Origin of the sequence: Flavobacterium suaedae (assembly GCF_014642915.1) — a bacterium.
GTDB classification, from domain to species: Bacteria; Bacteroidota; Bacteroidia; order Flavobacteriales; family Flavobacteriaceae; genus Flavobacterium; species Flavobacterium suaedae.
This window is the reverse complement of record NZ_BMJE01000009.1, coordinates 59,800-85,578: the sequence shown is the minus strand read 5'-3', so window position 1 is coordinate 85,578 and position 25,779 is coordinate 59,800. Positions and strand designations below refer to the sequence as shown.

At 33.8% G+C, this 25,779-nt stretch carries 22 protein-coding genes; 17 read left to right on the top strand and 5 right to left on the bottom strand.

What is annotated here, in order from left to right:
- Nucleotides 1-2: 2 nt before the first annotated feature.
- Nucleotides 3-722, top strand: coding sequence for a glycosyltransferase family 2 protein (locus IEW45_RS14370; protein WP_188621967.1), 720 nt, complete (start codon nucleotides 3-5; stop codon nucleotides 720-722).
- Complete coding sequence (locus tag IEW45_RS14365; protein ID WP_188621966.1) at nucleotides 723-2,267, top strand: hypothetical protein; 1,545 nt, start codon at nucleotides 723-725, stop codon at nucleotides 2,265-2,267.
- Here the strand turns inward: IEW45_RS14365 and IEW45_RS14360 are convergent.
- From IEW45_RS14360 to IEW45_RS14350, 3 genes are all read right to left on the bottom strand, one after another.
- Entirely contained in the window at nucleotides 2,260-2,994 is a 735-nt protein-coding gene (locus IEW45_RS14360) for an acyltransferase (RefSeq protein ID WP_188621965.1), read from the bottom strand. The two genes, IEW45_RS14365 and IEW45_RS14360, sit on opposite strands and share 8 nt — an antisense overlap.
- On the bottom strand, nucleotides 2,987-4,375 hold the full coding sequence (locus tag IEW45_RS14355; protein WP_229665964.1) for an oligosaccharide flippase family protein: 1,389 nt from the start codon (nucleotides 4,373-4,375) through the stop codon (nucleotides 2,987-2,989). The genes IEW45_RS14360 and IEW45_RS14355 overlap by 8 nt, the downstream gene beginning before the upstream one ends.
- A gap of 120 nt (nucleotides 4,376-4,495) precedes the next feature.
- Complete coding sequence (locus IEW45_RS14350) at nucleotides 4,496-5,464, bottom strand: GNAT family N-acetyltransferase (protein WP_188621963.1); 969 nt, start codon at nucleotides 5,462-5,464, stop codon at nucleotides 4,496-4,498.
- Between the two features lie 168 nt (nucleotides 5,465-5,632).
- Between IEW45_RS14350 and IEW45_RS14345 the strand changes: the two genes are divergently transcribed.
- Together IEW45_RS14345 and IEW45_RS14340 are read left to right on the top strand one after the other, a co-directional pair.
- Nucleotides 5,633-8,077 carry an FIDD domain-containing protein gene (locus tag IEW45_RS14345; RefSeq protein ID WP_188621962.1) on the top strand — a complete coding sequence of 815 codons (2,445 nt, stop codon included), beginning with the start codon at nucleotides 5,633-5,635 and terminating at the stop codon, nucleotides 8,075-8,077.
- 50 nt (nucleotides 8,078-8,127) lie between these two features.
- Nucleotides 8,128-9,411, top strand: coding sequence for a MutS-related protein (locus tag IEW45_RS14340; RefSeq protein WP_188621961.1), 1,284 nt, complete (start codon nucleotides 8,128-8,130; stop codon nucleotides 9,409-9,411).
- Nucleotides 9,412-9,422: 11 nt separating this feature from the next.
- Here IEW45_RS14340 and IEW45_RS14335 read toward each other — a convergent pair whose 3' ends face one another.
- Both IEW45_RS14335 and IEW45_RS14330 read right to left on the bottom strand, forming a co-directional pair.
- Nucleotides 9,423-10,025: a trimeric intracellular cation channel family protein gene (locus IEW45_RS14335; RefSeq protein WP_188621960.1), complete on the bottom strand. Its 603-nt coding sequence runs from the start codon at nucleotides 10,023-10,025 to the stop codon at nucleotides 9,423-9,425.
- A complete protein-coding gene (locus IEW45_RS14330; RefSeq protein WP_188621959.1) occupies nucleotides 10,025-10,765 on the bottom strand; it encodes an RDD family protein in 741 nt (246 codons plus the stop codon). The genes IEW45_RS14335 and IEW45_RS14330 overlap by 1 nt, the downstream gene beginning before the upstream one ends.
- Before the next feature lie 22 nt (nucleotides 10,766-10,787).
- Between IEW45_RS14330 and IEW45_RS14325 the strand changes: the two genes are divergently transcribed.
- From IEW45_RS14325 to IEW45_RS14265, 13 genes are all read left to right on the top strand, one after another.
- Nucleotides 10,788-11,762, top strand: coding sequence for a stage II sporulation protein M (locus IEW45_RS14325; protein WP_188621958.1), 975 nt, complete (start codon nucleotides 10,788-10,790; stop codon nucleotides 11,760-11,762).
- Nucleotides 11,755-12,696: a hypothetical protein gene (locus IEW45_RS14320; protein WP_188621957.1), complete on the top strand. Its 942-nt coding sequence runs from the start codon at nucleotides 11,755-11,757 to the stop codon at nucleotides 12,694-12,696. Before IEW45_RS14325 ends, IEW45_RS14320 begins: the two co-directional genes overlap by 8 nt.
- Entirely contained in the window at nucleotides 12,689-13,456 is a 768-nt protein-coding gene (locus IEW45_RS14315; RefSeq protein ID WP_188621956.1) for a DUF4129 domain-containing protein, read from the top strand. Before IEW45_RS14320 ends, IEW45_RS14315 begins: the two co-directional genes overlap by 8 nt.
- 6 nt (nucleotides 13,457-13,462) lie before the next feature.
- Nucleotides 13,463-14,650 (top strand): DUF4350 family protein, encoded by a 1,188-nt coding sequence (locus IEW45_RS14310; RefSeq protein ID WP_188621955.1) that lies wholly within the window; start codon nucleotides 13,463-13,465, stop codon nucleotides 14,648-14,650.
- A complete protein-coding gene (locus IEW45_RS14305; RefSeq protein ID WP_188621954.1) occupies nucleotides 14,647-15,762 on the top strand; it encodes an AAA family ATPase in 1,116 nt (371 codons plus the stop codon). The genes IEW45_RS14310 and IEW45_RS14305 overlap by 4 nt, the downstream gene beginning before the upstream one ends.
- Nucleotides 15,762-17,093 carry a DUF58 domain-containing protein gene (locus IEW45_RS14300; RefSeq protein ID WP_188621953.1) on the top strand — a complete coding sequence of 444 codons (1,332 nt, stop codon included), beginning with the start codon at nucleotides 15,762-15,764 and terminating at the stop codon, nucleotides 17,091-17,093. The genes IEW45_RS14305 and IEW45_RS14300 overlap by 1 nt, the downstream gene beginning before the upstream one ends.
- 49 nt (nucleotides 17,094-17,142) lie before the next feature.
- Nucleotides 17,143-17,940, top strand: a complete 798-nt coding sequence (locus tag IEW45_RS14295; RefSeq protein WP_188621952.1) for a TrmH family RNA methyltransferase — start codon at nucleotides 17,143-17,145, stop codon at nucleotides 17,938-17,940.
- A complete protein-coding gene (locus tag IEW45_RS14290; RefSeq protein WP_229665962.1) occupies nucleotides 17,927-18,475 on the top strand; it encodes a cupin domain-containing protein in 549 nt (182 codons plus the stop codon). The genes IEW45_RS14295 and IEW45_RS14290 overlap by 14 nt, the downstream gene beginning before the upstream one ends.
- A 90-nt stretch (nucleotides 18,476-18,565) precedes the next feature.
- Entirely contained in the window at nucleotides 18,566-20,788 is a 2,223-nt protein-coding gene (locus IEW45_RS14285; protein ID WP_188621950.1) for a RelA/SpoT family protein, read from the top strand.
- Nucleotides 20,789-20,862: 74 nt separating this feature from the next.
- On the top strand, nucleotides 20,863-21,321 hold the full coding sequence (locus tag IEW45_RS14280) for a Fur family transcriptional regulator (RefSeq protein WP_188621949.1): 459 nt from the start codon (nucleotides 20,863-20,865) through the stop codon (nucleotides 21,319-21,321).
- Nucleotides 21,322-21,431: 110 nt separating this feature from the next.
- Nucleotides 21,432-22,703, top strand: coding sequence for an adenylosuccinate synthase (locus IEW45_RS14275; protein ID WP_188621948.1), 1,272 nt, complete (start codon nucleotides 21,432-21,434; stop codon nucleotides 22,701-22,703).
- Nucleotides 22,704-22,847: 144 nt separating this feature from the next.
- A complete protein-coding gene (locus IEW45_RS14270) occupies nucleotides 22,848-24,503 on the top strand; it encodes an OstA-like protein (RefSeq protein WP_308421063.1) in 1,656 nt (551 codons plus the stop codon).
- 59 nt (nucleotides 24,504-24,562) lie between these two features.
- Entirely contained in the window at nucleotides 24,563-25,753 is a 1,191-nt protein-coding gene (locus tag IEW45_RS14265) for an aspartate aminotransferase family protein (RefSeq protein WP_188621947.1), read from the top strand.
- Nucleotides 25,754-25,779 lie beyond the last annotated feature (26 nt).

Here is a 25,779-nt window from a genome sequence, read left to right as displayed (position 1 = left end):
ATATGAAAAAACTTTCCATAATAATTCCCGCTTATAATGAAGGGAATACAATCCATTTAATTCTAGACAAAGTAAAATTAACAAACTTAATCGGTAACTTAGATAAAGAAATTATAATTGTTAATGACTTCTCTACAGATAATACTGAACAGAAGATAAAAGAGTATATAACACTAAATTCAGATATAAAAATAGAATATGTAGCACACCCAAAAAACATGGGGAAAGGTGCTGCATTACGAACAGGTATAAAAGAAGCTACAGGTGATATCATCATCATTCAAGATGCCGATTTAGAATATGATCCTCAAGAATACAATATCCTACTACAACCCATATTGCATGGGCATGCTGATGTAGTGTACGGTTCCAGATTTATGGGAGGAAATCCACACAGAATACTTTTCTTTTGGCACACCATAGGCAATAAGTTTTTAACTTTCGTTTCTAATATGTTTAGTAACTTAAACCTTACTGATATGGAGACCTGTTACAAAATGTTTAAGGCTGATATAATTAAAAATGTAAATCTTAAAGAAAATAGATTTGGTTTTGAACCTGAAGTAACTGCTAAAATAAGCCGTATAAAGAAAATACGCATATATGAAGTAGGAATATCTTATTACGGCAGAACATATGATGAAGGAAAGAAAATAAACTGGAAAGATGGTTTTAGAGCATTATACTGCATATTGAAGTATGGATTGTTTAAAGCAAAATAAATGGGTAAAATCAGTATAAATAAATTGCTATTAGGAGTAATTATAATACTAACACTTTCTAAATTGTTATTAGCCGGAGATGGCTTTTTAGCTTTCCCTGATGAGCAAAGATACATGGCTTCTGGTCATGTTTTGGAAAGTTTATCTCATTTTAATATTACTGAAGCTGCTGCTAATCTTAACAAAACACAAGGAAGACCGGGAGAAACCCTTATTAAAACCATACCATCTGCTTTACAATTTATTTCTGCTGAGTTATTTGGGCTTGAAACGTACGAGAGACAAAATTCTTATTTACTGTTTCTTTTTAACTTTATTATATACTGCTTTGTACTTAAATATATTTATAAAATAGCCTATACCATACTGGCTGATAAAACTACAGCATTACTTTCTGTTATTATATACTGTTGCTTAGTTAACAGCTATATATATTTAAGGCATACTCTGCCTTATGACTCTAGCTTGCTAATATTATTGTTTACCTTATTTAATATCATTAAAACCACTCAAAACAATAGCTTTACCTATAAAAAAAGCTTTTTACTAGGCTTAACAGCATTTTTCGGGTATGTAGTATACCCTGGGTATATTTTACTTTTTGGAGTATTATTCCTAATGTTTGTAATTAATAATTCTAAAATAGAGAGTGCAAAAAAACGATTAAAACATAGTATTATATATATATTGGGTTGTATAGTGTGCTTAGCTATTTTTGAAGGTATCGCTAGGATAGGTAATACTTCTTACATACAAGATTCTATAATATTATCCAAAACAATAACACAAGGCTCTTTTGAAGAAGGTTATACATTTCTGTTTAAGTACCTATACAATGTTGAACAAATTGGAGGTATATTAATCACACTAGGGTTAATAGCTTATACCTTTATTACTATTTATTCCATCATTAATAAAAAACAACTTACAAGCCTTAATTACTTGTTTGTAATAACCTGCATTTTATTTTTATTTTATGCTTCATTGGGATATTTCTTTCATAAAATGGTATGGTATGGCAGGCTATTACATCAATTTTTCTTTCTGTTACCTATACTAGCTGCTTATAGTATAACATATTTATCTAAAAACCCTAAATATAAAATTATAGTTACTTATACCCTAGCTGTTGTTTTTATTACTAGCTTTTTAATAAATTTCATAAGCTATAAAACTCAATACGCATATCCAAGAGATACTGCATGGCGATTAATCGAAAAAGATAACAGCATTGAAGTTAAAGGGTATTGTGAATACAAAAAGCCTATTAGAGACATGCTTGATTATATACATGAAAAGCATAGTCCTGAAAAAGTAAATAGGACTTACATCATAACAAACTCATGCTATTATTACCCTGTTGATGATATAAATTATTATGAAGAGTTTATTCCTGAAAAAGGTATGAAGCTAATATATTCTAACCTATATTTTCATGATTATATAGGCTATATATATGAAGGGTGTGATATTTTAGAACGTGAAACTTATAAAAAAATAGATTTTAAAATAAAAGTCTATGAGGAAAATAAAAGTTTTAAATAATAAGCCATTCATCCAGTAAGTCTTTCTCTAGCTCCCAATCTCTGGATATATTATTACGTAAAAGTTTAGCAGGTATACCTCCTATTAATATATTATTTCCGTAAGAAGAGTAGTTTTTGTTACATAAAGAATTAGAAGCAACAGTACAAAAATCGGGAGTAACAGTGTTAGACATTAAAGACACTCTGTTACCAATATAGTTGTAATTGCCAATTATTACAGACCCTGTCATAGGAAACCTTTCTCCGGTTTCAGTATCTATCATTTGGTGAAAGTTTGTATCCATTATTTGAGATTCGGAACCTATACGAGCATAATCGCCGAGTATAATCTTATTTGTACATATTATTTTACCTGTACTTCCCATAGATGACATGTGTCCGAACTCTGCATAGGAACCTTTACTTATATAGAAAAAGTAGTCCTTACCAAACTGTACATGCCCTTTAAAAACTAATTTTCCTGCTATCGCTACTTCTGCTATTCCTTTATGTCGTGTATTTTTTTCATAAGGCTGACCAAAACCAATCATGCCTCTCTTTATTGGAGCTTCAATTACAACGTCTCCTTTTATATTTTGAAACTTAATGCTTCCGTAAAAAAATACAGGTAATTTTCTAGCTATAGAGTAAGGAAACTTTTTATAATTAAAATACAGCGTTTTTACCCAGTTTATTTTAGAGTAAAATTTAAGCCTATGGTATATGTCTTTCAACTTTTTAATCATTTTTATTATTCCCTTTTCTCTTAGTAAATTTACTTATAAAACCAACAGCATCTACCCTCTTGTTTATTTCTACCCATGAATAATAGGTAATAAGTGAAAATAAAACTATAAATGATAAATATTTATACACCAGATGCTCTATATCAGAGGATAAAAATGATAAGGAACATAATATAAAAGTTATTCCAAAAATTTTAAATAGCGGAACTGATAGCTGTATTTTATATCTAAAAAAAACAAGTATGTAGTTTCCTATTAAATGTACAAGGTAAAACAAACAAAACCCTACTCCTAAACCACGTAAACCATCCAGATAATACCCGCCTACGCAAAGTAAAAGATGAAGCGTATTATATCCTATGGCTGTTTTAGTAAAAACCTTTGAATCTGCTCTAGCTATTATTATATACCCCATAGACCATGACACAGCTTTAAACAGCATTGCCAGTATTGCCCATTTAAGCATTGGCAAAACAGGAACAAATTTTTCTGAAAACAGAAAATGAATAATGTATTCTTTAAAGAATAAAAATAAAACTATAACCGGTCCTATAATTAGTAATGAAACTATTGCCTGCTGATTTAGTGCTTCACTTTCTAAATTTTTATCTTTATTAAAACTGGCTAACCTTGGGTAATACTCTGTACTCATTGCCGTAAAAATTATACCTACATAAGCGTTTATAACCACCATTCCTACACTAAATAAACCTACTGAGTTTAAATCTCCTTTATAACGTATAAATACCTGTATTAAATAATTTACTAAAACAGGTAAAAAGGCACTTAAAGATAATAATGTACCAAATAGCATAACCTCTTTTCCTTCAGTAAATATTTTTTTAGGCTTATAAAGCGTAACTTTTATATTCATTTTTCTAAAGAAAAATAGAGAGCACAAATAGTTTAATAATGATGCTATAATTATAGCAGGAACAATTGCGTCTAATCTAAAAAAATAAAAAAGAGGTAAATTAATCAGTAGTGCTATTATATTTCCATACAAACTTGATTTAGCTAAAAAATTTAATTTAGCCATACCCTGCATAATAGCAGTTTTAGCACTTGTTAACTGTTTAATTAAGATAGTAATACCAATCCAGCCTATCGCAACAGCTTTACCATAATCACCAAAAGTCCATACACTAAGTTGATTTGAAAAAACAATTGCAAAAAAACTACCTATCCCGCCTGTAATAACAGCTATCCATAACAAGATATTAGCCTGAACGGAAATATTCTGTAATTCACCTTCAGTATTAGCTTGAGCTATTTTTTTAACTCCACTGGTTTCTATGTTTAGGCCTATCGCTTTTCTTATAAGTTCAATAGTAGAGTTAAGCAGGCTATAAATTCCATAGCCTTCAGCACCTATAAACACTGCCAAAAACTTCGACCTTATAACAGAAATCACCATATTTATAAAGTGAACCGTTCCGAATAACGAAGTAGTTTTAAATATTTTTTTATATGAGTTTTTATTATCCGACACTAATAAAAATTAGTTAAGTACTTCTTCCAGAAGAGTATAGTTAGCAGTAGTTACTTCATAAAAATCCTGACATATTACACGAGCCCCAAAACTTTCTTTCCAAAACAAAATACCTTCGTTTAACTTCCTGCCCTGCTCTTCGGTAGAAGGTCCTAAATCAAAATATTTCTTAACTGAAAAAGTTTCTATCAAAAAAGAATATAAATAATCAATACTACCAAGAGCGTTTTTATCTTCCTGTCCCGATATATATTGCGGATGCGCTACATTATCAGTTAAGAACATAGTAGTTCCGGCTACTATTTCATTATCATTATACACGTTAAAATGCCTTATATACTTTGGGAATAGTTTATGCAAATGCTCTATTTCCTCAACGGTATGCACGGGCGACGCATTATGCTTTTTTTTAAGATTTGGTATTAATATTTCTTTCCAAAAAAGTTTAAAGTTTGATTCTTCTACTATTTTAAGATTATTATCCGAACCTTTTCTTGCAGCTTGTCTTCTTGACTTTACTATAGGCAACTTACTATCATATTGAATAACCGACAGCCCATCCCTGCGTACAAGTTTAGCATTTAATAAAAATAATACATATTCTTGTTCTTGTGCAGGTACTTTATGATAAATGCTTGGTACAGGTTTTAAACTCAAAGTTTCAATATTATTCTCATTTAAAAACTTAAGCATTTCCTTGTAAATTGTTATTACATCTGTTAACTTCGTTTTATTACCATATACAAGACCGCCATAAGTAAGCCCCTGATGAGAAGACACAGTTGTTCCGTTTATATGTGCAGGCAATACCGCAACTAGCTTTTGCTTTTTAAAAACCATTAAAGAATAGTCTTTGAAACGGTCACTATGGTATTCCATAAAATCTCTATGAAATAAAAATGTACCATTTTTAGAGCTTCTTACAAACTCATTCCAAATATCATAATGTAACTTACTGTAACGCTCTGTTGTGTACATATAATAAGAATAATCCAAGTTTTACCTATTGCGTAAAATTATAAAAATAATCTGGGGATGTAACTATATGTTTTTGGTAAACGATTATGTTAAGCATGTATTGTTTTTAATTAAAAAATTCTCTTTTATTAAATAATTACTAATTTTAAGCAAAAAAGAGAAATTGCCGTGAAAGAAAAACTACTCTATTTAATTCTCTTCAGCTTTACTTTTATATATACTACTGCGCAGGATATTTCTCTTTATGAGCAATTTAATGGCAGATATGATTTCACTTTTGTCGGAAATACATTGAACCCTGTTGAAAATAATCCTTCCCCTACTTGTGATATTCTAACCTCATCGTCCGCTGAGTTAAATTTAGATTCGGCAGACCAAGTAATTGCTGCTTATTTGTATTGGGCAGGTTCAGGAACTGGAGATTTTGATATAGAACTAAACGGAAATCCTATAACTGCAGAACGCAACTTTCCCTTAAGTGCTTTAAATACTGATGGACTAACCCGAGAATACTTTAGCGCATTTGCTGATGTTACTTCGCTTGTACAAACAACGGGAAATGGTACCTATACCGTATCAGAGCTTGATTTAACTGATATAGTAACAGATCCCTTATATTGTAATATAAAAACCAATTTCGGGGGGTGGGCTATTATAGTATTTTATCAAAACCCTAACTTACCACTTAACCAACTCAACCTATATGATGGTTTACAGTATGTCCCGCCATTTATAAGTGTAACACTGCCAAGCCTTAATGTGATTGATAATGCAGGTGCTAAAATAGGTTTTTTAGCATGGGAGGGTGACGCATCATTAGCTGTTACTGAAACCCTTAGTATTAACGGAAATCCATTAAGTAATGCGCTTAACCCTATAAACAATGCCTTTAATGGAACCAACTCTGTAACAGGCTCTAATGAGTTATACAATATGGATTTGGATATTTATGACATTCAGAATAATATACAAATAGGTGATGAGAGCGCAGAAATAACCTTAGAGTCAGGGCAGGATTTTGTAATGGTAAATGCTATAGTTACAAAACTAAACAGCCAGCTACCCGATGCTACTATTATAGTAGATAACATTGCAAAAGAATGTAATTCCGGTTTTGTTACTATTGATTATACGGTTTATAATATAAACAGTACCGAAGTACTACCTGCGGGAACACCAATAGCTTTTTATATAGAGGGTAATTATATAGGCGGAACTGTAACCAGTCAGGAAATAGCAATAGGCGATAGCGAAAGTGGTACTTTTATAGTAAACATTCCGGCAGGTACACCTGTAGACTATGAAATACTGGTAGTTGTAGATGATATTGGTGACGGAACAGGTGGTATAGTAATTGAAACTGACGAAACAAATAACAGTGTTACTATACAAGAAACACAATACGTTTCCCCCACCCTGCAAGAGCCACAAGACATAACAACCTGCGAAACTGATAATGGTACTAACATAGGGGTATTTGATTTTTCATCCTATGAAGAAGATTTAAAAACCAGTCCTACGGATGTGGTAACCTTCTATACTTCTTACGATAATGCAGATGATGCTGTTGATGATATCACCAACATTGACAGTTACACCTCAAACGGAGAAAACCCTCAAACTATATATGTTCGCCTTGAAGGAGAAAATGGTTGTTATACCATAGGAGAATTTGACTTAATTGCTGTAGACTGCTTGTTTCCTGATGGAACTGTTACTATTGCTGATATAGCAAAATCATGTAATTCCAGAATTATAACTGTAGCCTACACCATTAATAATTTTAATAGTTTCGACATACTGCCTTCCGGTACTCCCGTTTCCATATTTGCTAATGGAGAGTTTATAGATTACACTGAAACCTTACTGGATATTGCCATAGGAGAAACTGAAAACAGTACTATAACACTAACTATTCCTGATACGATTCCATTAGATTTTGAGCTTACTTTTGTGGTAGATGATATTGGTGATGGTACAGGCATAGTAACCGAATCAGATGAAGAAAATAATTCAACTGTCACAGCTATTTCATTATTACTCTCACCTGAGCCTGTAGAACCCGAACCATTAATAGAATGTAATGAAGGTAACGGTATAAGTACTTTTGACTTCTCAAATTACGAGGCTTTACTAAGAACTACACCTAATGAAAATGTGTACTTCTACACATCAGAAACCGATGCGAATACAGATGCAAACCGCATATATAACACTACAGCATATAATAATACTACAGACCCCGAACAAGTTTATGTGCGGATAGACAACGGTGAGTGTTATACTGTTACATCGTTTTTACTAAGCACTCGAAAGTGCCCTCCTACTACCTACAACTATGTAACACCTAATGGAGATGGTTATAACGACACCTTTTTTGTAGAAGGCTTGCGTAATATTTTCTACGATTTTAAAATGACTATATACAACCGTTGGGGCAATTTAGTATGGACAGGTGATCATAATAAGGAAGATTGGGATGGTATTGCTAGTGTTGAAAAAGTAGGAGCAGAAAATAACACAGTTCCCGTAGGAACATACTACTTTGTACTGGAATTAAATGACCCTGAATATCCTGAACCTATTGTAGGGTGGGTTTATGTAACTAAATAATTTTTCCAGCTATTTATCGTTCTTTAAGAATATTTAATTAAAAATATTCCATGCAGGTAAAAGACCTTAATATTGATTCTGAAATATTTAACCTCTTTAACTTTACGCTTAACGAAGATTCAAAAGTAAGAGTTAAAGAAATGATTACTCAAGTTCCTGAAGCAAAACAGGAAATTATCGACAGGCAAAATATTTTAAAAGGGTTCATTGCTAACATCAGTATATTCGAAAGTTATTCCTATTCTAAAATAGATTATCGCGAAGTATATCACTTTATGCAAAGCTATACTGACAAGATATTTTTGCCCAAACGATTAAAAATAAAGCTAACTTTTTCAAAAAGAAAATTTCACTTATTCAGGGGGCATTGTGTACAAACTATATTACTGTACCACAGGTTACACAATTTATATATTAAAAACATTAACCTTTCACTGTTCCCCGAAGTATATAAAAACGACATTAGGTTTATTGATACGTTTTTTAATACACTACGTTTAGATTATTATGAAAACTTAATCAGAGAGAATAATTTTAAGGCTAAAGAAATAAAGGAGTTTATCACGCTTATTTCTGAAAAGAAAAAACGAGAAGAAATACATGCTTTTCAAAAAATATTTACTCAGTTTGAAGCTTATATATCTATTGCACGTGGTACAACTTTTTATAAATTAAACTTCCCGGAAATAACTGACAGCACCTTTACCATAAACAACTTTTATCACCCCTTACTCCAAAACCCTGTAAAAAATTCTTTTACTGCTACAAGTAATACCACTTTACTTACAGGACCTAACATGTCGGGTAAATCTACTCTTTTAAAAGCTATAAGTATATGCGTATACCTTGCTAACATAGGGTTTGCCATACCTGCAAAAGCGGCACAAATACCAAAATATAATGAAATTGCTGTATTTATTAACTTAAATGATGATTTGCAAAGTGGCTACAGTCATTTTATGACGGAGGTTATAAACCTGAAAAAAGTAATACAAAACTCTAATAGCAAAAAATGCTTTGCTGTATTTGATGAACTGTTTAGAGGTACTAATATAGATGATGCTTTAGAGATAAGCAGTACAACGTTACAAGGAATGCTTAACTTTCCCGAAAGCACATTTTTAGTATCCAGCCACTTACACAAACTGGTAGAACTTCCTGAAATAACAAATAATAAAATAGCGTGTTACTATTTAGATTGTAACCTAAACAACAACCTGCCTAAGTTTACTTATTTATTAAAACCGGGATGGTCTGATATTAAAATAGGAAGAATACTTTTTGAAAAAGAAGGTCTTAATGAATTACTACAAAAAGTAAGTATTAATAGCTAAAATAATACTTGTTAGTATTTGTATGGAGCAGGCAAAGCCCATTTATAATACACAGCCATAAGCCGCACTACTATTATAACGCCTGATGTCACTAAGTATATTACATTAATAGGAATCTCTAATTCCATTAAAATAAAAAATACCGTTCCGCCTAAAATACATATAGTAGCATATATTTCCTTGCGGAAAACAACAGGAATTTCGTTACATAAAATATCGCGTATTACACCGCCAAAACAAGCTGTCATAGTACCAAGTGCTATACAAACAGTTGGATTTAGCTTTGCTATAAGTCCTTTTTCCAAACCTACTAAAGTAAACACTCCCAACCCAATAGTATCGAACAGGAAAAGCGATTTACGCAACTTACTTAACCTGCCTCTGAAAATTAAAGCGATAAAAAAACCTGCTGCAATTACATACACATAGTTAAGGTCACGCATCCAGCTTACAGGAGTATGCCCTATAAGCATATCACGCAAAGTACCTCCTCCTAATGCAGTTACAAAGGCTATTATAAAAACGCCGAATAAATCCATTTTTTTATTAATAGCAGTAAGCACACCTGAAATAGCAAATGCGAGGGTTCCTAAAATATCAAGCAGGTAAAACATTACATTTTTTGAGTATAGTAGTTATAGTCGTTCAGAACCGTTTCTATAAAAGACGTAGCGTTAGCAGATGTTGATTTTATTCCGGTTACTGATTCTATTTTATCCTGTAATTTTTTAATCATAACCCAATCAGTATTTTTAATACTGGTCTCAAACGTTTCTTTTATTATCCTTACATCATTATCACTTAGCTTTATAACTAACGGATATACGGGAATATAGTCATTATGAAGCTCTCGTAAAATGGTATGGTTAATATTTATCTTATTTTTAAGACTAATAACTGCCGTACCGGCAGCAACATCGCCCAGTCTTTGTGTTTTTTTATTAACCATCATAGCAATAACACTTATAAAGGATAACGGAGGGGTAACTTCTATCAGTCTGAAAATCCATCGTATTAAATAATCGCCAAAACTTGCCTGATAGCCATCTATTTTAATAACTTTTATCTTCATTATCTTTTTCCCAAGCGTTTGCCCTTCCATTAAACTTTCCATAACAAGCGCATAAAATATAACAGGCAGGTAAAGTATAATATATATTGTCATTACAGACCAGTTATCTAATCCTGATAATAAAGAATCAAAATCTGCTAATTTTAAAATAATCCTCAGCACAATAGAGTAAGCTATCCATATTACCAAATCCAACAGATAAGCTAATATTCGCTCACCTAAGGAAGCTGCTTCAAAATTTATATTTACATTTTGGGTGGTATTTATTGAAAGTTGTGACATATTTCCTATTTTAGCTGCTCTTATGAGAGAGGTTGCTTTTATTAAACAAAATAAAGAAAAATGGCTTGAATTTGAGCAAGCTATTTTCGGTAAATCAAAAAAAAGTCCTGACGAACTTGCCAGCCTTTACATCCATTTAGTAAATGACCTCTCCTATGCACAAACGTATTACCCTAAAAGTAAGACGGTTGTATACTTAAACCACTTAGCTTCTATTATCTACCAAAAAATATATAAAACCAAGCGGCAGGACACTAACAGGCTGGTTTATTTCTTTAAAACCGAAGCTCCGCTTATTGTTTACCAAAATAGGCGATATATATTATATGCTTTTATACTCTTCTCTGTTTTTACAGCTATGGGGGTTATCTCTGCTGCAAATGATGGAGCTTTTGTTCGTTTAATAATGGGCGACCACTATGTAAACATGACATTAGAAAATATAGAGAAAGGCAACCCTGTAGCGGTATATAAAAGTGGGAGTAACTGGGGGAGCGCATTTGGTATTACTTTTAATAATTTAAGAGTTGGTATATTTTCATTTATAATGGGAATATTCGGAGGTATAGGAACAGGTTGGGTATTATTCCAGAACTGTATTATGCTTGGGTCTTTCCAGTATTTTTTTTACGAACAGGATGTTTTTTGGGAAAGTGTACGCGGTATATGGATTCATGGCTCTATGGAGATTTTTGCAATTGTTATAGAAGCTGCTGCGGGACTGGTTTTAGGAGCCTCTATACTATTTCCTAAAACATATTCTCGTGTAGCATCATTAAAAATGGGGCTTAAAAACGGGTTAAAAATAGTTTTAAGTACTATGCCCTTTACTATTGCTGCGGGTATATTGGAAGGTTTTGTTACGCGATACTCTCCTGACATGCCTCGCTTTTTAAATATATTTATTATACTGTTTACCTTAGCACTTATATCTTATTATTATTTAATATATCCTTTTAGGGTAAACAAAAAAGTTAATCATCCGGCTAATGTTTAAAGTTTATAAAAACAGAAATTTTAACGACTTAATTAATGACACTTTTATATTCTTCAGGCAAGAAGGAAAAGGTTATTTTAGTAATTATATAAAAATTGCAGGTGGCTTTATATTGCTGTTTGCTTTACTTGTATATCTGCTTTCAAATGTTTTCTTTGAAAATATTTTCCTTACAGGCAGCCTTCAGCAGGAGCAAATGCTGGAAAATTATTTTGGTAATAATGAGTGGTACTATGCTGTATTTGGTATAGTATGCGTACTAGTACTTTTATTAATTTCTGCAATAAATTACTTGTTCCCTGTAGTATACTTTAAACTTTTAGCCGATAAAGTGCCTATTACTACCAAAAACATTATAAAAGGTATTAAAGCAAGAATTTGGAAAGTAATTCTTTTTATTCTTTTCTCTAGTATAACATTCCTGCCAATAGGAGTTATACTATTTGCTATTAGTGGTTTACTCGTTTTGATATTAATAGGTATACCACTTATAATATTTGTAACCGCCCTTATGGTTAACTGGGTATCCCAGTCTTTTTATGAATATACAACCGACAGAGAAACAGGATATTTTTGGTCGTTTGGCACGGGGTATACACTGGTAACATCTAAGTTTTGGCCTAATGTAGGTACAAGTGCCATTTTCTTAATTGTTTGTTATATAATACAAACTGCTATTACATTTATTGCTTCTACACTTAGCAGTTTTATTACTATGAGCAGTAGTGAACCTAACTCATTTAACCAACAGGAAACTTTTTCAACCTTAGGTATAGTACTACTTATAACCTTAATAATATCATCTATAATACAGTTTTTAATGCAGAATGTTATTATGATAAACCAAGGAGTTATTTACTATAGTAATATTGAGCAAAGAGAAAACAACTCACTTCACGATGACATTGATTTAATAGGAAAAGACATTGAGTAAAGCTTTACTATACATATTACTTTTTTGGGGCGTAACATTATTTGCACAACCTGTAGTTAACTCTGTTGAAGAAGCTCTACAGTTAGAAGAAACAAATAATGTGAATGTTACCACAATTGCAGATAGCAGTGATGTATATGTAGAAAGGGAATTCGGAGAAAATATTAAGGATAATTATACTGATGATGAGTTTGAATATGAGCCTAAAACAAAAGCTAAAAATGCATGGGATAGGTTTTGGGACAGTGTAGCTAAGTTTTTTGACGACCTTTTTGGAAGAAAAAGAGGAAGATCCGAAGGACCATCTATATTAAGTATTCTTGGTTATATTTTAGCCGGAGTAATAGTTATTTTCGCTGTCTATATGATTGTTCGCTCTATACTTGATAAAGAAAGCGGATGGATTTTCGGTAAATCAAGTAAAAAAATTACCGCAGAAGACATAACAGAAGAGAATATACAACAACTGGATGCTAAGGCACTGGTTGAAAAAACCATAAAATCAGGTAACTACAGGTTAGCCGTTCGCTATTACTATATATGGGTACTTAAAGAATTATCTGAACGTGAAGTAATTAAATGGCATCCTGATAAAACAAACTCTGATTACTATTATGAAATAAATAATAATGAACTAAGAGAAGAGTTCCGCTATCTGTCCTACCTGTATGATTACATTTGGTATGGGGAATTTACAATTGATGAAGAAGCTTTTAACAAAGTGCAAAGTGCATTTAAAAAAACCTTGCATAAATTATAATAACCAATGAATAAACAAGCTACCATATATGTCGTGTTGCTGGTTATCCTTATGGGGATTATAATAGCTGTTGATGCTTCTAAACCTAAACCTGTTGACTGGTCTCTATCCTATAATGTAAATGATAAAATACCTTTTGGTTTATATATTTTTGATCAGGAAATTGATGGTTTATTTAAAAATGATACAGTCAAGAAGTTTAACATTACACCTTATGAATTCTTTGATAATCATTATGACTATGATATAAACAATTATACCGTAAAAGGCAGTATAATAAATATTAGCGATAAAAATACAATGGATGATGAATCTGTAAGAGAGCTAATGTATTTTGCCGAATACGGAAATACTGTTTTTTTGAGTATGAATGAGTTTCCTTCTTCAATATTAGATACTCTTAAAATAGAAATGGGAAACAACTATTTTTATAACGATTCCATACCCCTATATCTTTCAACAAACAAAAAAGAAAAGTATTACTTTAAAACCGGAACTAATTATAGCTTTTTTAAAAGTGTAGACACTTTAAACACTACCGTTTTAGGATACCATGATTTTTTACATCAGAAAAAAACTAACTTTATAAGAGTTACCTACGGTAACGGAGCTTTCCTACTGCATAACCAGCCTGTAGTTTTTACCAACTACCACTTATTAAAAGGTAACCATTACCAATACACAGAAAAAGTCTTATCACACCTACCTGAAGGTAATATATACTGGAATACAGGCAGCAATCATAACGAACGGCTGTCAGGCTCACCTTTACGATATATCCTGTCTAAAGACGGGTTGCGTAATGCTTATTACTTTGGTCTTTTAGCGCTACTGATATTTATTATATTTAATGCGAAAAGAAAACAGCGTATTATGAAGGAAATAGCACCTGTTAGAAATACTACTATAGATTTTGCTAAAACTATAGGTAATTTATACTATCAGGAGGGTGACCACCATACTATTGCCGATAAAAAAATTATATATTTTCTTGAAAAAGTACGAACCGACTATATGATTGACACTCATAATCTGGATGATATTTTTATAGAAAAACTACACATAAAAACAGGGAAACCTATTGAAGATATTAAAGCCGCAGTATACCTGATTAAAAAACACAGGCAATGGCCTACTACTACCGAAGCTGATTTGGTAGCTATTAACAAAGCAATTGAAAAATTAAGGTTATGACAGAATTTGAAAACAACAAGCCGGAAGATATAAACCCAACAGGGCAAAACCCTGAAAACAACACTTCTGAAAACGTAACAGAGAGCAGTACAACTGAAAATACAGGTGTAGAGAACAATACTGTTGAAACAGGTCAGGATAACATTAATTTCCAGTCCAGAATAGACCTTTCTGAATTACAGCAAAGTATTGTGGCAATAAAAGAGGAAATAGGCTCTGTTATTGTTGGGCAACATAAAATGGTAGACCAGCTTTTAGTTGCCATTCTTTCTAACGGGCATGTACTGATAGAAGGTGTACCGGGAGTAGCTAAAACTATTACTGCCAAGTTACTTTCTAAAACACTGTCACTTGATTTTAGCAGAATACAGTTTACACCCGACCTTATGCCTTCGGATATATTGGGTACATCTGTTTTTGACCTTTCAAAATCTGAATTCAACTTTAAAAAAGGACCTATCTTTTCAAACTTTATTTTAATTGATGAAATTAACCGTGCTCCTGCCAAAACACAGGCTGCATTGTTTGAAGTTATGGAAGAACGCCAGATAACTGTTGAGGGCACCCAATACCAAATGGAAGCACCTTTTCTTACCATTGCTACACAAAACCCTGTAGAGCAGGAAGGTACTTATAAACTACCTGAGGCACAGTTAGACCGTTTTCTTTTCAAAATTAGTATAGACTATCCCAACTTAAACGAAGAGATTACTATACTGGAAAGAGAAAATGCACTGAAAGACGGTAAAAAGCTGGAAAACATAAAACCTGTATTAACACAGGAGGCTATAGTAAAATACCAGTCTATTGTTAAGCAAATAATGGTAGAACCACACCTGCTAGAATATATTGCCAAAATAGTAACCAACACGCGTGAAAATGCCTTTTTATATCTGGGTGCTTCACCACGTGCTTCAATAGCAATATTAAATGCAGCGAAAGGTTTTGCTGCACTGCGAAACAGAGATTTTGTAACACCGGAAGATATTAAAGAAGCTGCCGTACCTGTATTACAACACCGTGTTGTAGTAGCACCGGAACGTGAAATGGAAGGACTTACAAGCCCTGATATTATAAAACAAATAATTGACTCTGTAGAAATTCCGCGTTAATGAAGTTTATTAAGAGCTTATACCTAAACAATTTCTTTTTCTATGTGTTTTGCGGCATTTTAGTATGCTTTACCGTGTCTGCTTTTTTCCCGGTAATTTATAATGCCGTATGGTTGCTCTTTTATGTTTTTACAGCCTTTACATTACTGGATATACTATTGCTTTTTGCCACTAAACAAAGTGTAAAAGCATGGCGGACATTACCGGAAAAATTCTCTAACGGAGATGAAAACCCTGTAGCAGTTTCGGTAGAAAACAATTATTCTTTTCCTTTAAGGGTAAAAATAATTGATGAAATGCCTGAGCAATTTCAAATAAGAGATTTTGATATACAACGTAATGTAAGTGCAGGAAAAATACATACATCAGAATATAACCTGCGCCCTGTAGCGCGTGGCGAATATCATTTCGGGCGATTGAACATATATGTTTCTTCTCCCCTTAGGTTAGCTTCGCGTCGTTATATTTTTGAAGAAGGCACTATGGTTCCCACCTACCCTTCTTACATTCAGTTACGAAAATATGACCTTATAGCATTCTCTAATAAACTGCATCAATATGGTATTAAAAAAATACGCAAGCTGGGGCATACTATGGAGTTTGAACAAATTAAAGAGTATGTTTCGGGCGATGATATTCGTACTATAAACTGGAAAGCCACCGCTAAAAAAAATCAGTTAATGGTTAACCAGTTTCAGGACGAAAAATCGCAAAGCGTATACATGGCTATTGATAAAGGAAGGGTTATGAAAATGCCCTTTAACGGGCTTAGCCTTTTGGATTACGCCATAAATTCATCACTAGTTTTAAGTAATGTAATACTAAAAAAACAGGATAAGGCAGGGATATTTGCTTTCTCTAAAAAAATAGAAAACCGTGTGGTTGCAGAAAGACGAGGCTCGCAAATGCAACGCATACTGGAAAACCTTTACAATATAAAAACAGATTTCTTTGAGAGTGATTATGGCAGGCTGTATGCTGATATTAAAAGAAACATTACACAGCGTAGCCTTATTCTGCTTTATACTAACTTTGAAACTTTAGACGGGCTTAACCGACAACTACCCTACCTTAAAGGTATTGCAAAAAGCCACCTTTTGGTAGTCGTATTTTTTGAAAACACAGAGCTTGAAGAACTTATAAATAAAAAAGCAGATAACACTCAGGAGGTGTATGATCAGGTTATTGCCGAGAAGTTTGCTTTTGAGAAAAGGCTTATAGTAAATGAGCTAAGAAAATACGGTATACACTCAATACTTACAAAACCTGAAAGCCTTACTATAGACAGTATAAATAAATACCTTGAAATTAAAGCAAGAGGTATACTATAGGCTTTTATAATTTGTTCTTACTTTTGCTGAAGGCAATTTAAATAGCGTAATGAAACAAATAACCAGTATACAAAACCCCTATATAAAATCACTTGTTCAGCTACAGGAAAAAAGCAGAGAGCGTAAAAAAACAGGCACTTTTATTATTGAAGGGCAACGTGAAATTATGCTTGCCTTAAAAGGCGGTTACACCATAAAAACCATACTTTTTGTAGAGGATATGCTTACTGAAGAGGAAGCAACAAAACTTTCAGGGTATAATGCGGAACGTATTGAAATAAGCAGAGAAGTATATAAAAAACTGGCATACAGAGATACTACTGAGGGAGTAATTGCCATAGCTGAAACTAAAGAACTTTCATTAGAAAATTTATCGCTGAATGAAAATCCTTTAATTTTAGTGGCCGAAGCCCCTGAAAAACCGGGTAATATTGGCGCTATGCTCCGCACTGCCGATGCTGCCAATGTTGATGCTGTTATTATCGCTAACCCAAAGAGCGATATGTATAACCCGAATATAATCCGCTCCAGTGTTGGGTGTTTGTTTACTAATAACATCGCCACAGGCACTACTGATGAAGTGATAGCCTACCTAAAAACAAAAGGGATAAATATGTATTGTGCTACATTGCAAAACTCGACGTATTACCACACACAAGACTACACCACCCCTACCGCTTTAGTTGTAGGAACAGAAGCAACAGGGCTAACACAGGAATGGCGTGATGCCGCCAAGCAAAATATTATAATCCCCATGCAGGGTGAAATAGACTCCATGAATGTATCGGTAGCAGCAGCCATACTTATTTTTGAAGCGAAAAGGCAGCGCGGTTTTGAAGAAAACTAAAACATATTACAACCCTATTAATGGTGAATATGCCAGTATTTTAAAAACCTCTGATGAAACTAACGGAGAATACAGTTTTCTTGAAGTAAGTTTAAAACCCGGCGGAGGAAACCCTCTACATTATCATACCCGCTTTAGCGAAGAGTTCCATGCTGTAAAAGGTAACCTCGGGGTGGTTTACAATAAAAAGAAACTCTACTTAAAACCCGGAGAACATTTTTTAGTTCCGCCGCACCATATTCATCGTTTTTTTAATGATAGTGATGAAGAAATAATTTTCAGAGTACGATTGATAAAAGGGCAACCCGACTTTGAAAATTTTATAAAGGTACTATTTGGTTTAGTAAGAGATGGCAAAACCTTTTCTAAAAATCAAATCCCTAAAAATCCATTTCACGCTGCACTATTATACAGGTGGGGCGACACACATCCCGCATCGCCTTTTTTTAAAGTTATAAAACCTTTTGCGGAGTGGTTTTATCGTTCTGCAATAAAAAAAGGAACAGATAAAGTACTGTTACAAAAATATTCTTAAAAAATTACCGCTATTCCTTAAACAAACAGTAATGCGTTATTGTTACTGAAAAAACTTTTCACTAATTTTAATCTATATTGAATACCGTATATGACAGAGATAGATATAGAGCAGGAAAACAAAGCAATTGCAAAAGAGTATAAAGAACTTTTACGCATCAGTTATCAAACACTTAGCGACGATGATAAAAAACTTATACGCAAAGCTTTTGATGTTGCTGTAGAAGCACATAAAGACCAAAGGAGAAAATCGGGAGAGGCTTATATCTTCCACCCTATTGCTGTAGCAAAAATTGTAGCTGCCGAAATAGGTTTAGGTGCTACCTCTATTGCCAGTGCTTTACTGCATGATGTGGTAGAAGACACTGAAATTACGGTAGAAGAAATTGAAAAAATGTTTAATCCTAAAATTGCTACAATTGTAGACGGGTTAACCAAAATAGCCAAGGTAAAAACCGATCAGGAAATATCGTTACAGGCAGAGAATTTCCGTAAAATGCTGCTTACTCTTAATGACGATGTAAGGGTAATACTCATTAAAATTGCTGACAGACTACATAATATGCAGACCATGGATTCTATGGTAGACTATAAGCAAGCCAAAATAGCTTCTGAAACACTGTACATATATGCCCCTTTAGCGCACCGGCTAGGGCTATACAACATTAAAAATCAACTTGAAGATTTAGGTTTAAAATATACAGAACCCGGTGTTTACAACAAGATTTTAGGTAAAATAAAAGAAAGTAAGGAAGAGCAGGATGCCTACATAGCACATATATCCGAAATACTTTCAGAATCTTTAGATACCGAAGGCATTGAATATACCATTAAAGGGCGTCCTAAATCTATTTACTCTATTCGTCGTAAAATGCTTAATCAGGGTATTAGCTTTGAAGAAGTGTACGATAAGTTTGCCCTGCGCATAATTTATAAAGCAAAACCAAGCGAAGAGAAATTTCTTGCCTGGAAAATATACTCTATTGTAACTGACCACTACCGCCCAAGCCCAAGCCGACTGAGGGATTGGATTTCTTCGCCAAAGTCTACAGGGTATGAGGCACTGCATATTACCGTAATGGGACCCAAAGGACGTTGGGTAGAGATACAAATACGCAGTGAGCGTATGGACGAAATAGCCGAAAAAGGTTATGCAGCGCACTATAAATACAAACAAGGCAGCGTTACAGAAGAGCATGGACTGGAAACTTGGTTAAACTTACTGAAAGAAGCACTGGAAACTACATCCGGCAACGCAGTAGACTTTGTAGAGGATTTCAAACTAAATCTATACTCTAAAGAAATTTATGTATTTACTCCAAAAGGTGAAATAAAATCGCTGCCGAAAGGAGCTACCTCTCTGGATTTTGCTTTTAGTATACACTCAGAGGTAGGTACGCATACCAGAGGTACAAAAGTAAATGGTAAACTGGTACCGTTAAACTATGTTTTAAATAGTGGTGATCAGGTAGAAGTTATTACATCGCAAAACCAAAAACCTAACCCGCATTGGTTAGATTATGTAACTACCTCACGCGCCCGAAACAAAATTAAAAATGTACTGAATGAAGATACTAAACGTATTGCTTCTGACGGTAAAGAGTTGTTAACAAGAAAACTACGCCACTTGAAAATTACTTTAAATGAAAATGTGGTTAATGAACTGGTTAATTACTTTAAGCTAAAAACCAGTTTAGATTTATTCTATCGTGTTGGTGTTGGTACTATTGACAACCAACAGCTAAAGGACTACGCCGCTAAGAAAAACAATACGCTGGTTAACTTCTTTAAAAATAAAATTAAACGTTCGCCTTCTGTACCACAGGAGCAAATTGAAAGAGAAGAAATCAGCCGTAATTACGACCAGCTTGTATTTGGTAAAGATGAAGATAAACTGGACTACAAACTGGCAAACTGTTGTAACCCTATACCGGGAGATAAAGTTTTTGGCTTTATTACCATAAACGAGGGTATAAAAGTGCATAAAAAAGACTGCCCTAATGCTATAAGGTTACAGTCAAATTACGCATATAGAATACTCCCTGCCAAATGGATAGATTCCTCTCAGGAAGAGTTTAAAGCTACCCTTAAAATTACAGGTATGGATACACTGGGGCTTACTAACGAGCTTACCAAAATTGTATCTAACAACATGACGGTTAACATTCAAAGTATTTCGCTTAGCAGTAATGCCGGGGTATTCAACGGGCATTTAACTGTTGTGGTAAAAAACAATACTATACTGAAAAAACTTATTGAAAACATCAAAAAAATTGATGGTATTGATAAGGTTACCCGAATTGCAAATGCATAAAAAGTAAGGGTTTATAAAAACGGTCTTTAACTTCACAAAAATTAATATATCTTTGTGTTTTCATATTTATGATAATGGATAACGATAAAAACCAGGAGATTGTAAAAAATGTCTTCACAAAATTTCTGGAGGATAAGGGACACAGGAAAACACCTGAACGCTACGCCATACTCCAGGAAATATATAATAGCGAAGAACATTTTGATATTGAGTCGCTGTATATAAAAATGAAAAATAAAAACTACCGTGTTAGTCGTGCAACACTATATAATACTATAGAATTGTTATTGGAATGCGGTTTAGTTCGTAAACACCAGTTTGGGCAAAACCAGGCACATTACGAAAAGTCTTATTTTGACAAACAGCACGACCATATTATAATGACTGATACCGGAGAGGTTATAGAGTTTTGTGACCCAAGAATACAATCTATTAAAAAAACAATAGAAGAAATTTTTGGTATAGAAATACACAATCACTCTTTATACTTATACGGAAGTAAAAAGAAAGAAACAGCAGAAGAGGAAAATTAAATCTTTAAGCTGACTTATAAAATAACAGCAAACCAACCCTGAAAAGGATTGGTTTTTGTTTTGAATAAGAACTAAACAACAACTACATATAAACAAAACAACATAAACTAATGACAGTAGATTTGCTGCTTGGATTGCAATGGGGTGATGAAGGTAAGGGTAAAATTGTAGATGTACTTACCTCTAAATATGATATAATTGCCCGTTTTCAGGGTGGACCTAATGCAGGTCACACTTTAGAATTTGACGGTATTAAACATGTACTTCGCACTATACCATCCGGTATATTTCATGAAAATTCAATAAACATTATCGGTAACGGGGTAGTTATGGATCCTGTTGTATTCCAAAAAGAACTGGAAGGGCTTGGAAAATTTAATATTGATATTAAGTCAAGACTTTTAATTTCGAGAAAAGCACACCTTATTTTACCTACACACCGTCTTTTAGATGCTGCATCAGAAGCTTCTAAAGGTAAAGCTAAAATAGGCTCTACCCTTAAAGGTATTGGTCCTACATATATGGATAAAACCGGCAGAAACGGTATTCGTGTAGGTGATATTGAATTAGCTGATTTTGAAGCACGTTACAGAGCTTTAGCAGATAAGCACCAAGCTATGATTAGTTTTTATGATGTAGACCTACAATACAACTTAAAAGAGCTTGAAGATGAATTCTTTACTGCTGTTAAAGCTTTAAAAGAGCTTACATTTATTGATAGTGAAGAATACCTGAACAATGCAATGAAAAACGGAAAATCAATACTTGCAGAAGGTGCTCAGGGCTCTTTGCTTGATATTGATTTTGGTACATACCCATTTGTAACTTCATCTACTACTACTGCTGCCGGAGCTTGTACGGGCTTAGGTATAGCACCTAACAAAGTAAAAGATGTATTCGGTATTTTTAAAGCCTATACTACTCGTGTGGGTAGTGGCCCCTTCCCTACTGAACTTTTTGATGAAGTAGGTGCTACTATGGCTAAAGTAGGTAATGAGTTTGGTGCTGTTACAGGGCGTGCAAGACGTTGCGGATGGCTGGACCTTGTTGCATTAAAATATGCAGTACAGGTAAATGGTGTTACACAACTATACATGATGAAAGGTGATGTACTTTCAGGATTTGAAACACTAAAAGTATGTACCGCTTATGAGTATAAAGGTGAAAAGATAGATCACCTACCGTATAACATAGAGCCTGAAAACGTTACTCCGGTATATGTTGAGAAAAAAGGCTGGAAAGCCGACTTAACAGAAATGACCAGTTTTGACGAGCTTCCTATTGAATTTAAAGAATATATTGAGTTTATTGAAAAAGAACTGGAAGTACCAATTAAAGTTATATCAGTTGGTCCTGACAGAAAACAAACAATAATAAAATAATATAAAAAAAGCCGCTTAATAGCGGCTTTTTTTATTACCCCATAAATACTATAAGCCTAAATTTTAAGTTTAAATTATATGCTTGTACAGCTACAATATATTCTAATGTATTTTACCTAAATTTGCATTAAAATTTAAACTCTTTTGAAAAAACTTTTTTTCTTCCTTATAAGTTGCTTTATACTGATGCCTGCTATGCTTAAGGCACAGGAAAAGAAGACTGTTATTATAGAAAACGCTGACTTTACAGACCGTAACCAAACCGAAATACCGGGGGCTATTGTTTTTACAGGGCATGTAAAAATAGTACACGACGGTGTAAAAATGTTTTGTAATAAAGCCTACCAGTATCCTGATGAAAACTATGTAAAAGCATTTGGTGACGTAAAAATAAATCAGGGGGATACTATATTTATGGATAGCCGTTATGCAGAATATAACGGAAATGAAAACTTAGCTTTTGCCAGTGGAAATGTAGTAATGCGCTCTCCTGATATGAGGCTTACAACTGACACTATTTATTTTGACCGGAGAAAACAGGAGGCATACTATAACTCATACGGCACTATAGTTAATGAGGATAACACCCTAAAAAGTCGGTCGGGGCGTTATTATATAAATCAGCAAAAATATCAGTTTTTAACCGCTGTTACCCTAACAAACCCTGAGTATGTAATGAAGTCTAACCATTTAGATTATTACACCAATTCAGGACATGCTTATGTATTTGGCCCTACTACTATAACAAGCGATGAGAACCTTATCTATACCGAGAAAGGTTTCTATGATACCAAGCTAAATTTTGCAAAACTCCTCACTAATTCCTATATAAAATATGACACGCAGCTTATAGAAGGAGATAGTATTTACTATGACCGGAAAAGAGAGTTTTCATCGGCTACTAATAATGTAAAAGTAACCGATACTGTAAATAAATTTAATGTACGCGGGCACTATGCCGAGGTATACAGAAATAAAGATTCCCTGTTTATAACCAAGCATGCCGTTGCTGTCACACTGGTTGAAACCGATTCGCTTTACACCCATGCTAAGCGAATAGTTATTACGGGTAAAGAAGGAGAAAGAGTAATAAGAGGTTATAATAATGCTCGTTTCTATAAAACGGATATGAGTGGAAAATGTGACTCTATACATTCTGAAGAAGTTACAGGACTTACACAGTTAATTGGCAAACCTGTAGTATGGAATGGTGTAAACCAAATGACAGGAGAGGTTATCCACCTTATATCGAATCCTGAAACAGAACAAATTGATTCCTTAAAAGTATTAAACAAAGCGTTTATAATACAAAAAGACACCTTAGGCACAGGCTACAATCAAGTAAAAGGACAAAACCTTTACGGTAAGTTTAAAGACAATGAGCTGTATGAAGTAGATATGGTTAAAAATACTGAGAAAATATACTATATGTATAATGATGAAGATGAACTAATCGGTATTGATAAAGGCGTAAGCAGCCAAATAAAAATGAAGCTGCGGGATAATCAAATAGTTTCCGTTCGTTCTATAAATAAAATAGAAAGTAAATCCTACCCTCCTGATGAACTCCCTCAAAACGTAAGAAAGCTAAGGAATTTTGTATGGCGGGGCGATGAGCGGATTAAAACAAAAGAAGACATTTTCCCTCCTGAAGAAAAAGAACTGCACGAAAAAATACTGAAACAAAGTAAAAAGCAAAAACAAAAGGAAGACAAACCTATGGAGGTTCTTCCTGAAACGCTTAATTACGACAAAGAACAAAGTGAGAAAAACAGTGATAAAAAGCCTGAAAATAAATAAGGCTGATTATTCGTTATGTTATTATAACCACTATTCTATTCCCCAACAGTAGTATACATATGATTAAAGATTTTTATAAATATCAGGCGCAAACTTCGCCTCACCCCTTGGGGCTTGAAGTTTCACACGCCGAGGGTTCATATATATATGATACCGATAATAAAGCATACCTTGATTTTGTAGCAGGAGTTTCGGCTACAAGTTTGGGGCATAAAAACCCAAGAGTTAACCAAGCTATTAAAGACCAGCTGGATAAATATACCCATGTAATGGTATATGGCGAATATGCACAACATCCCGCTACAGAATTTTGTAAACTACTGGCAAAACACCTGCCACCACAACTTAATAAAACCTACCTTACCAACTCCGGCACAGAGGCAACCGAGGGTGCTATAAAGCTGGCACGCAGGGTTACAGGCAGAAGTCAGCTACTGTCTTGCCGTAATGCTTACCATGGTAACACGATGGGTTCTATGAGTATAATGGGGTTTGAAGAACGCAAACAAGTATTTCGCCCCCTTATTCCTGATGTTGATTTTATTACTTTCAATAATGAGGAAGATATTAATAAAATTACTGAAAAGACAGCCGGTATAGTACTGGAAACTATTCAGGGAGGTGCAGGTTTTATACAGCCTGAAAACAACTTCTTGAAAAAAATAAGAGAACGCTGTAATGAAACCGGTACGCTAATGATTTTAGATGAGATACAACCCGGCTTTGGTCGTACAGGTAAACTGTTCGGTTTTGAAAACTATGATGTTGTTCCTGACGTAATTATAATTGGTAAAGGTATGGGCGGAGGTATGCCTGTAGGTGCATTTACAGCATCTGCTGAAATGATGGATTTACTAAGCCATGACCCGAAACTGGGGCATATTACTACATTTGGCGGACATCCTGTTATTGCGGCTGCCTGTTTGGCAACTTTACAGGAAATTACAGAAACTGCCATTATGGCGCAGGCGCTGGAAAAAGAAAAGTTATTCAGAAAGTTATTAGTGCATCCACTGATTAAGGAAGTCCGCGGTAAAGGATTAATGCTTGCTGCAATGACTGAAAGCGCTGATATTACTAACGAAGTTATATTACGATGCCATAAAAAAGGTTTGATTTTATTTTGGCTGTTATTTGAAGGTACTGCTATACGAATAACCCCTCCGCTTACTATTTCTGAAAAAGAAATCGAGGAAGGATGTGGCATTATTATTGAAGTTATGGATGAGCTTCTTAAAGAAAGAAACTAATATATATAGCTAAAAGCTGTTAATAA

What these genes read in the sequence shown, in the direction of transcription:
- IEW45_RS14280 (WP_188621949.1), top strand. Translation starts at nt 20,863, where the DNA reads ATGGATAACGATAAAAACCAGGAGATTGTAAAAAATGTCTTCACAAAA.
- IEW45_RS14295 (WP_188621952.1), top strand. Translation starts at nt 17,143, where the DNA reads ATGAAACAAATAACCAGTATACAAAACCCCTATATAAAATCACTTGTT.
- IEW45_RS14360 (WP_188621965.1), bottom strand. Translation starts at nt 2,994, where the DNA reads ATGATTAAAAAGTTGAAAGACATATACCATAGGCTTAAATTTTACTCT.
- IEW45_RS14325 (WP_188621958.1), top strand. Translation starts at nt 10,788, where the DNA reads ATGAGAGAGGTTGCTTTTATTAAACAAAATAAAGAAAAATGGCTTGAA.
- IEW45_RS14265 (WP_188621947.1), top strand. Translation starts at nt 24,563, where the DNA reads ATGATTAAAGATTTTTATAAATATCAGGCGCAAACTTCGCCTCACCCC.
- IEW45_RS14370 (WP_188621967.1), top strand. Translation starts at nt 3, where the DNA reads ATGAAAAAACTTTCCATAATAATTCCCGCTTATAATGAAGGGAATACA.
- IEW45_RS14350 (WP_188621963.1), bottom strand. Translation starts at nt 5,464, where the DNA reads ATGTACACAACAGAGCGTTACAGTAAGTTACATTATGATATTTGGAAT.
- IEW45_RS14365 (WP_188621966.1), top strand. Translation starts at nt 723, where the DNA reads ATGGGTAAAATCAGTATAAATAAATTGCTATTAGGAGTAATTATAATA.
- IEW45_RS14340 (WP_188621961.1), top strand. Translation starts at nt 8,128, where the DNA reads ATGCAGGTAAAAGACCTTAATATTGATTCTGAAATATTTAACCTCTTT.
- IEW45_RS14330 (WP_188621959.1), bottom strand. Translation starts at nt 10,765, where the DNA reads ATGTCACAACTTTCAATAAATACCACCCAAAATGTAAATATAAATTTT.
- IEW45_RS14305 (WP_188621954.1), top strand. Translation starts at nt 14,647, where the DNA reads ATGACAGAATTTGAAAACAACAAGCCGGAAGATATAAACCCAACAGGG.
- IEW45_RS14320 (WP_188621957.1), top strand. Translation starts at nt 11,755, where the DNA reads ATGTTTAAAGTTTATAAAAACAGAAATTTTAACGACTTAATTAATGAC.
- IEW45_RS14285 (WP_188621950.1), top strand. Translation starts at nt 18,566, where the DNA reads ATGACAGAGATAGATATAGAGCAGGAAAACAAAGCAATTGCAAAAGAG.
- IEW45_RS14275 (WP_188621948.1), top strand. Translation starts at nt 21,432, where the DNA reads ATGACAGTAGATTTGCTGCTTGGATTGCAATGGGGTGATGAAGGTAAG.
- IEW45_RS14310 (WP_188621955.1), top strand. Translation starts at nt 13,463, where the DNA reads ATGAATAAACAAGCTACCATATATGTCGTGTTGCTGGTTATCCTTATG.
- IEW45_RS14335 (WP_188621960.1), bottom strand. Translation starts at nt 10,025, where the DNA reads ATGTTTTACCTGCTTGATATTTTAGGAACCCTCGCATTTGCTATTTCA.
- IEW45_RS14300 (WP_188621953.1), top strand. Translation starts at nt 15,762, where the DNA reads ATGAAGTTTATTAAGAGCTTATACCTAAACAATTTCTTTTTCTATGTG.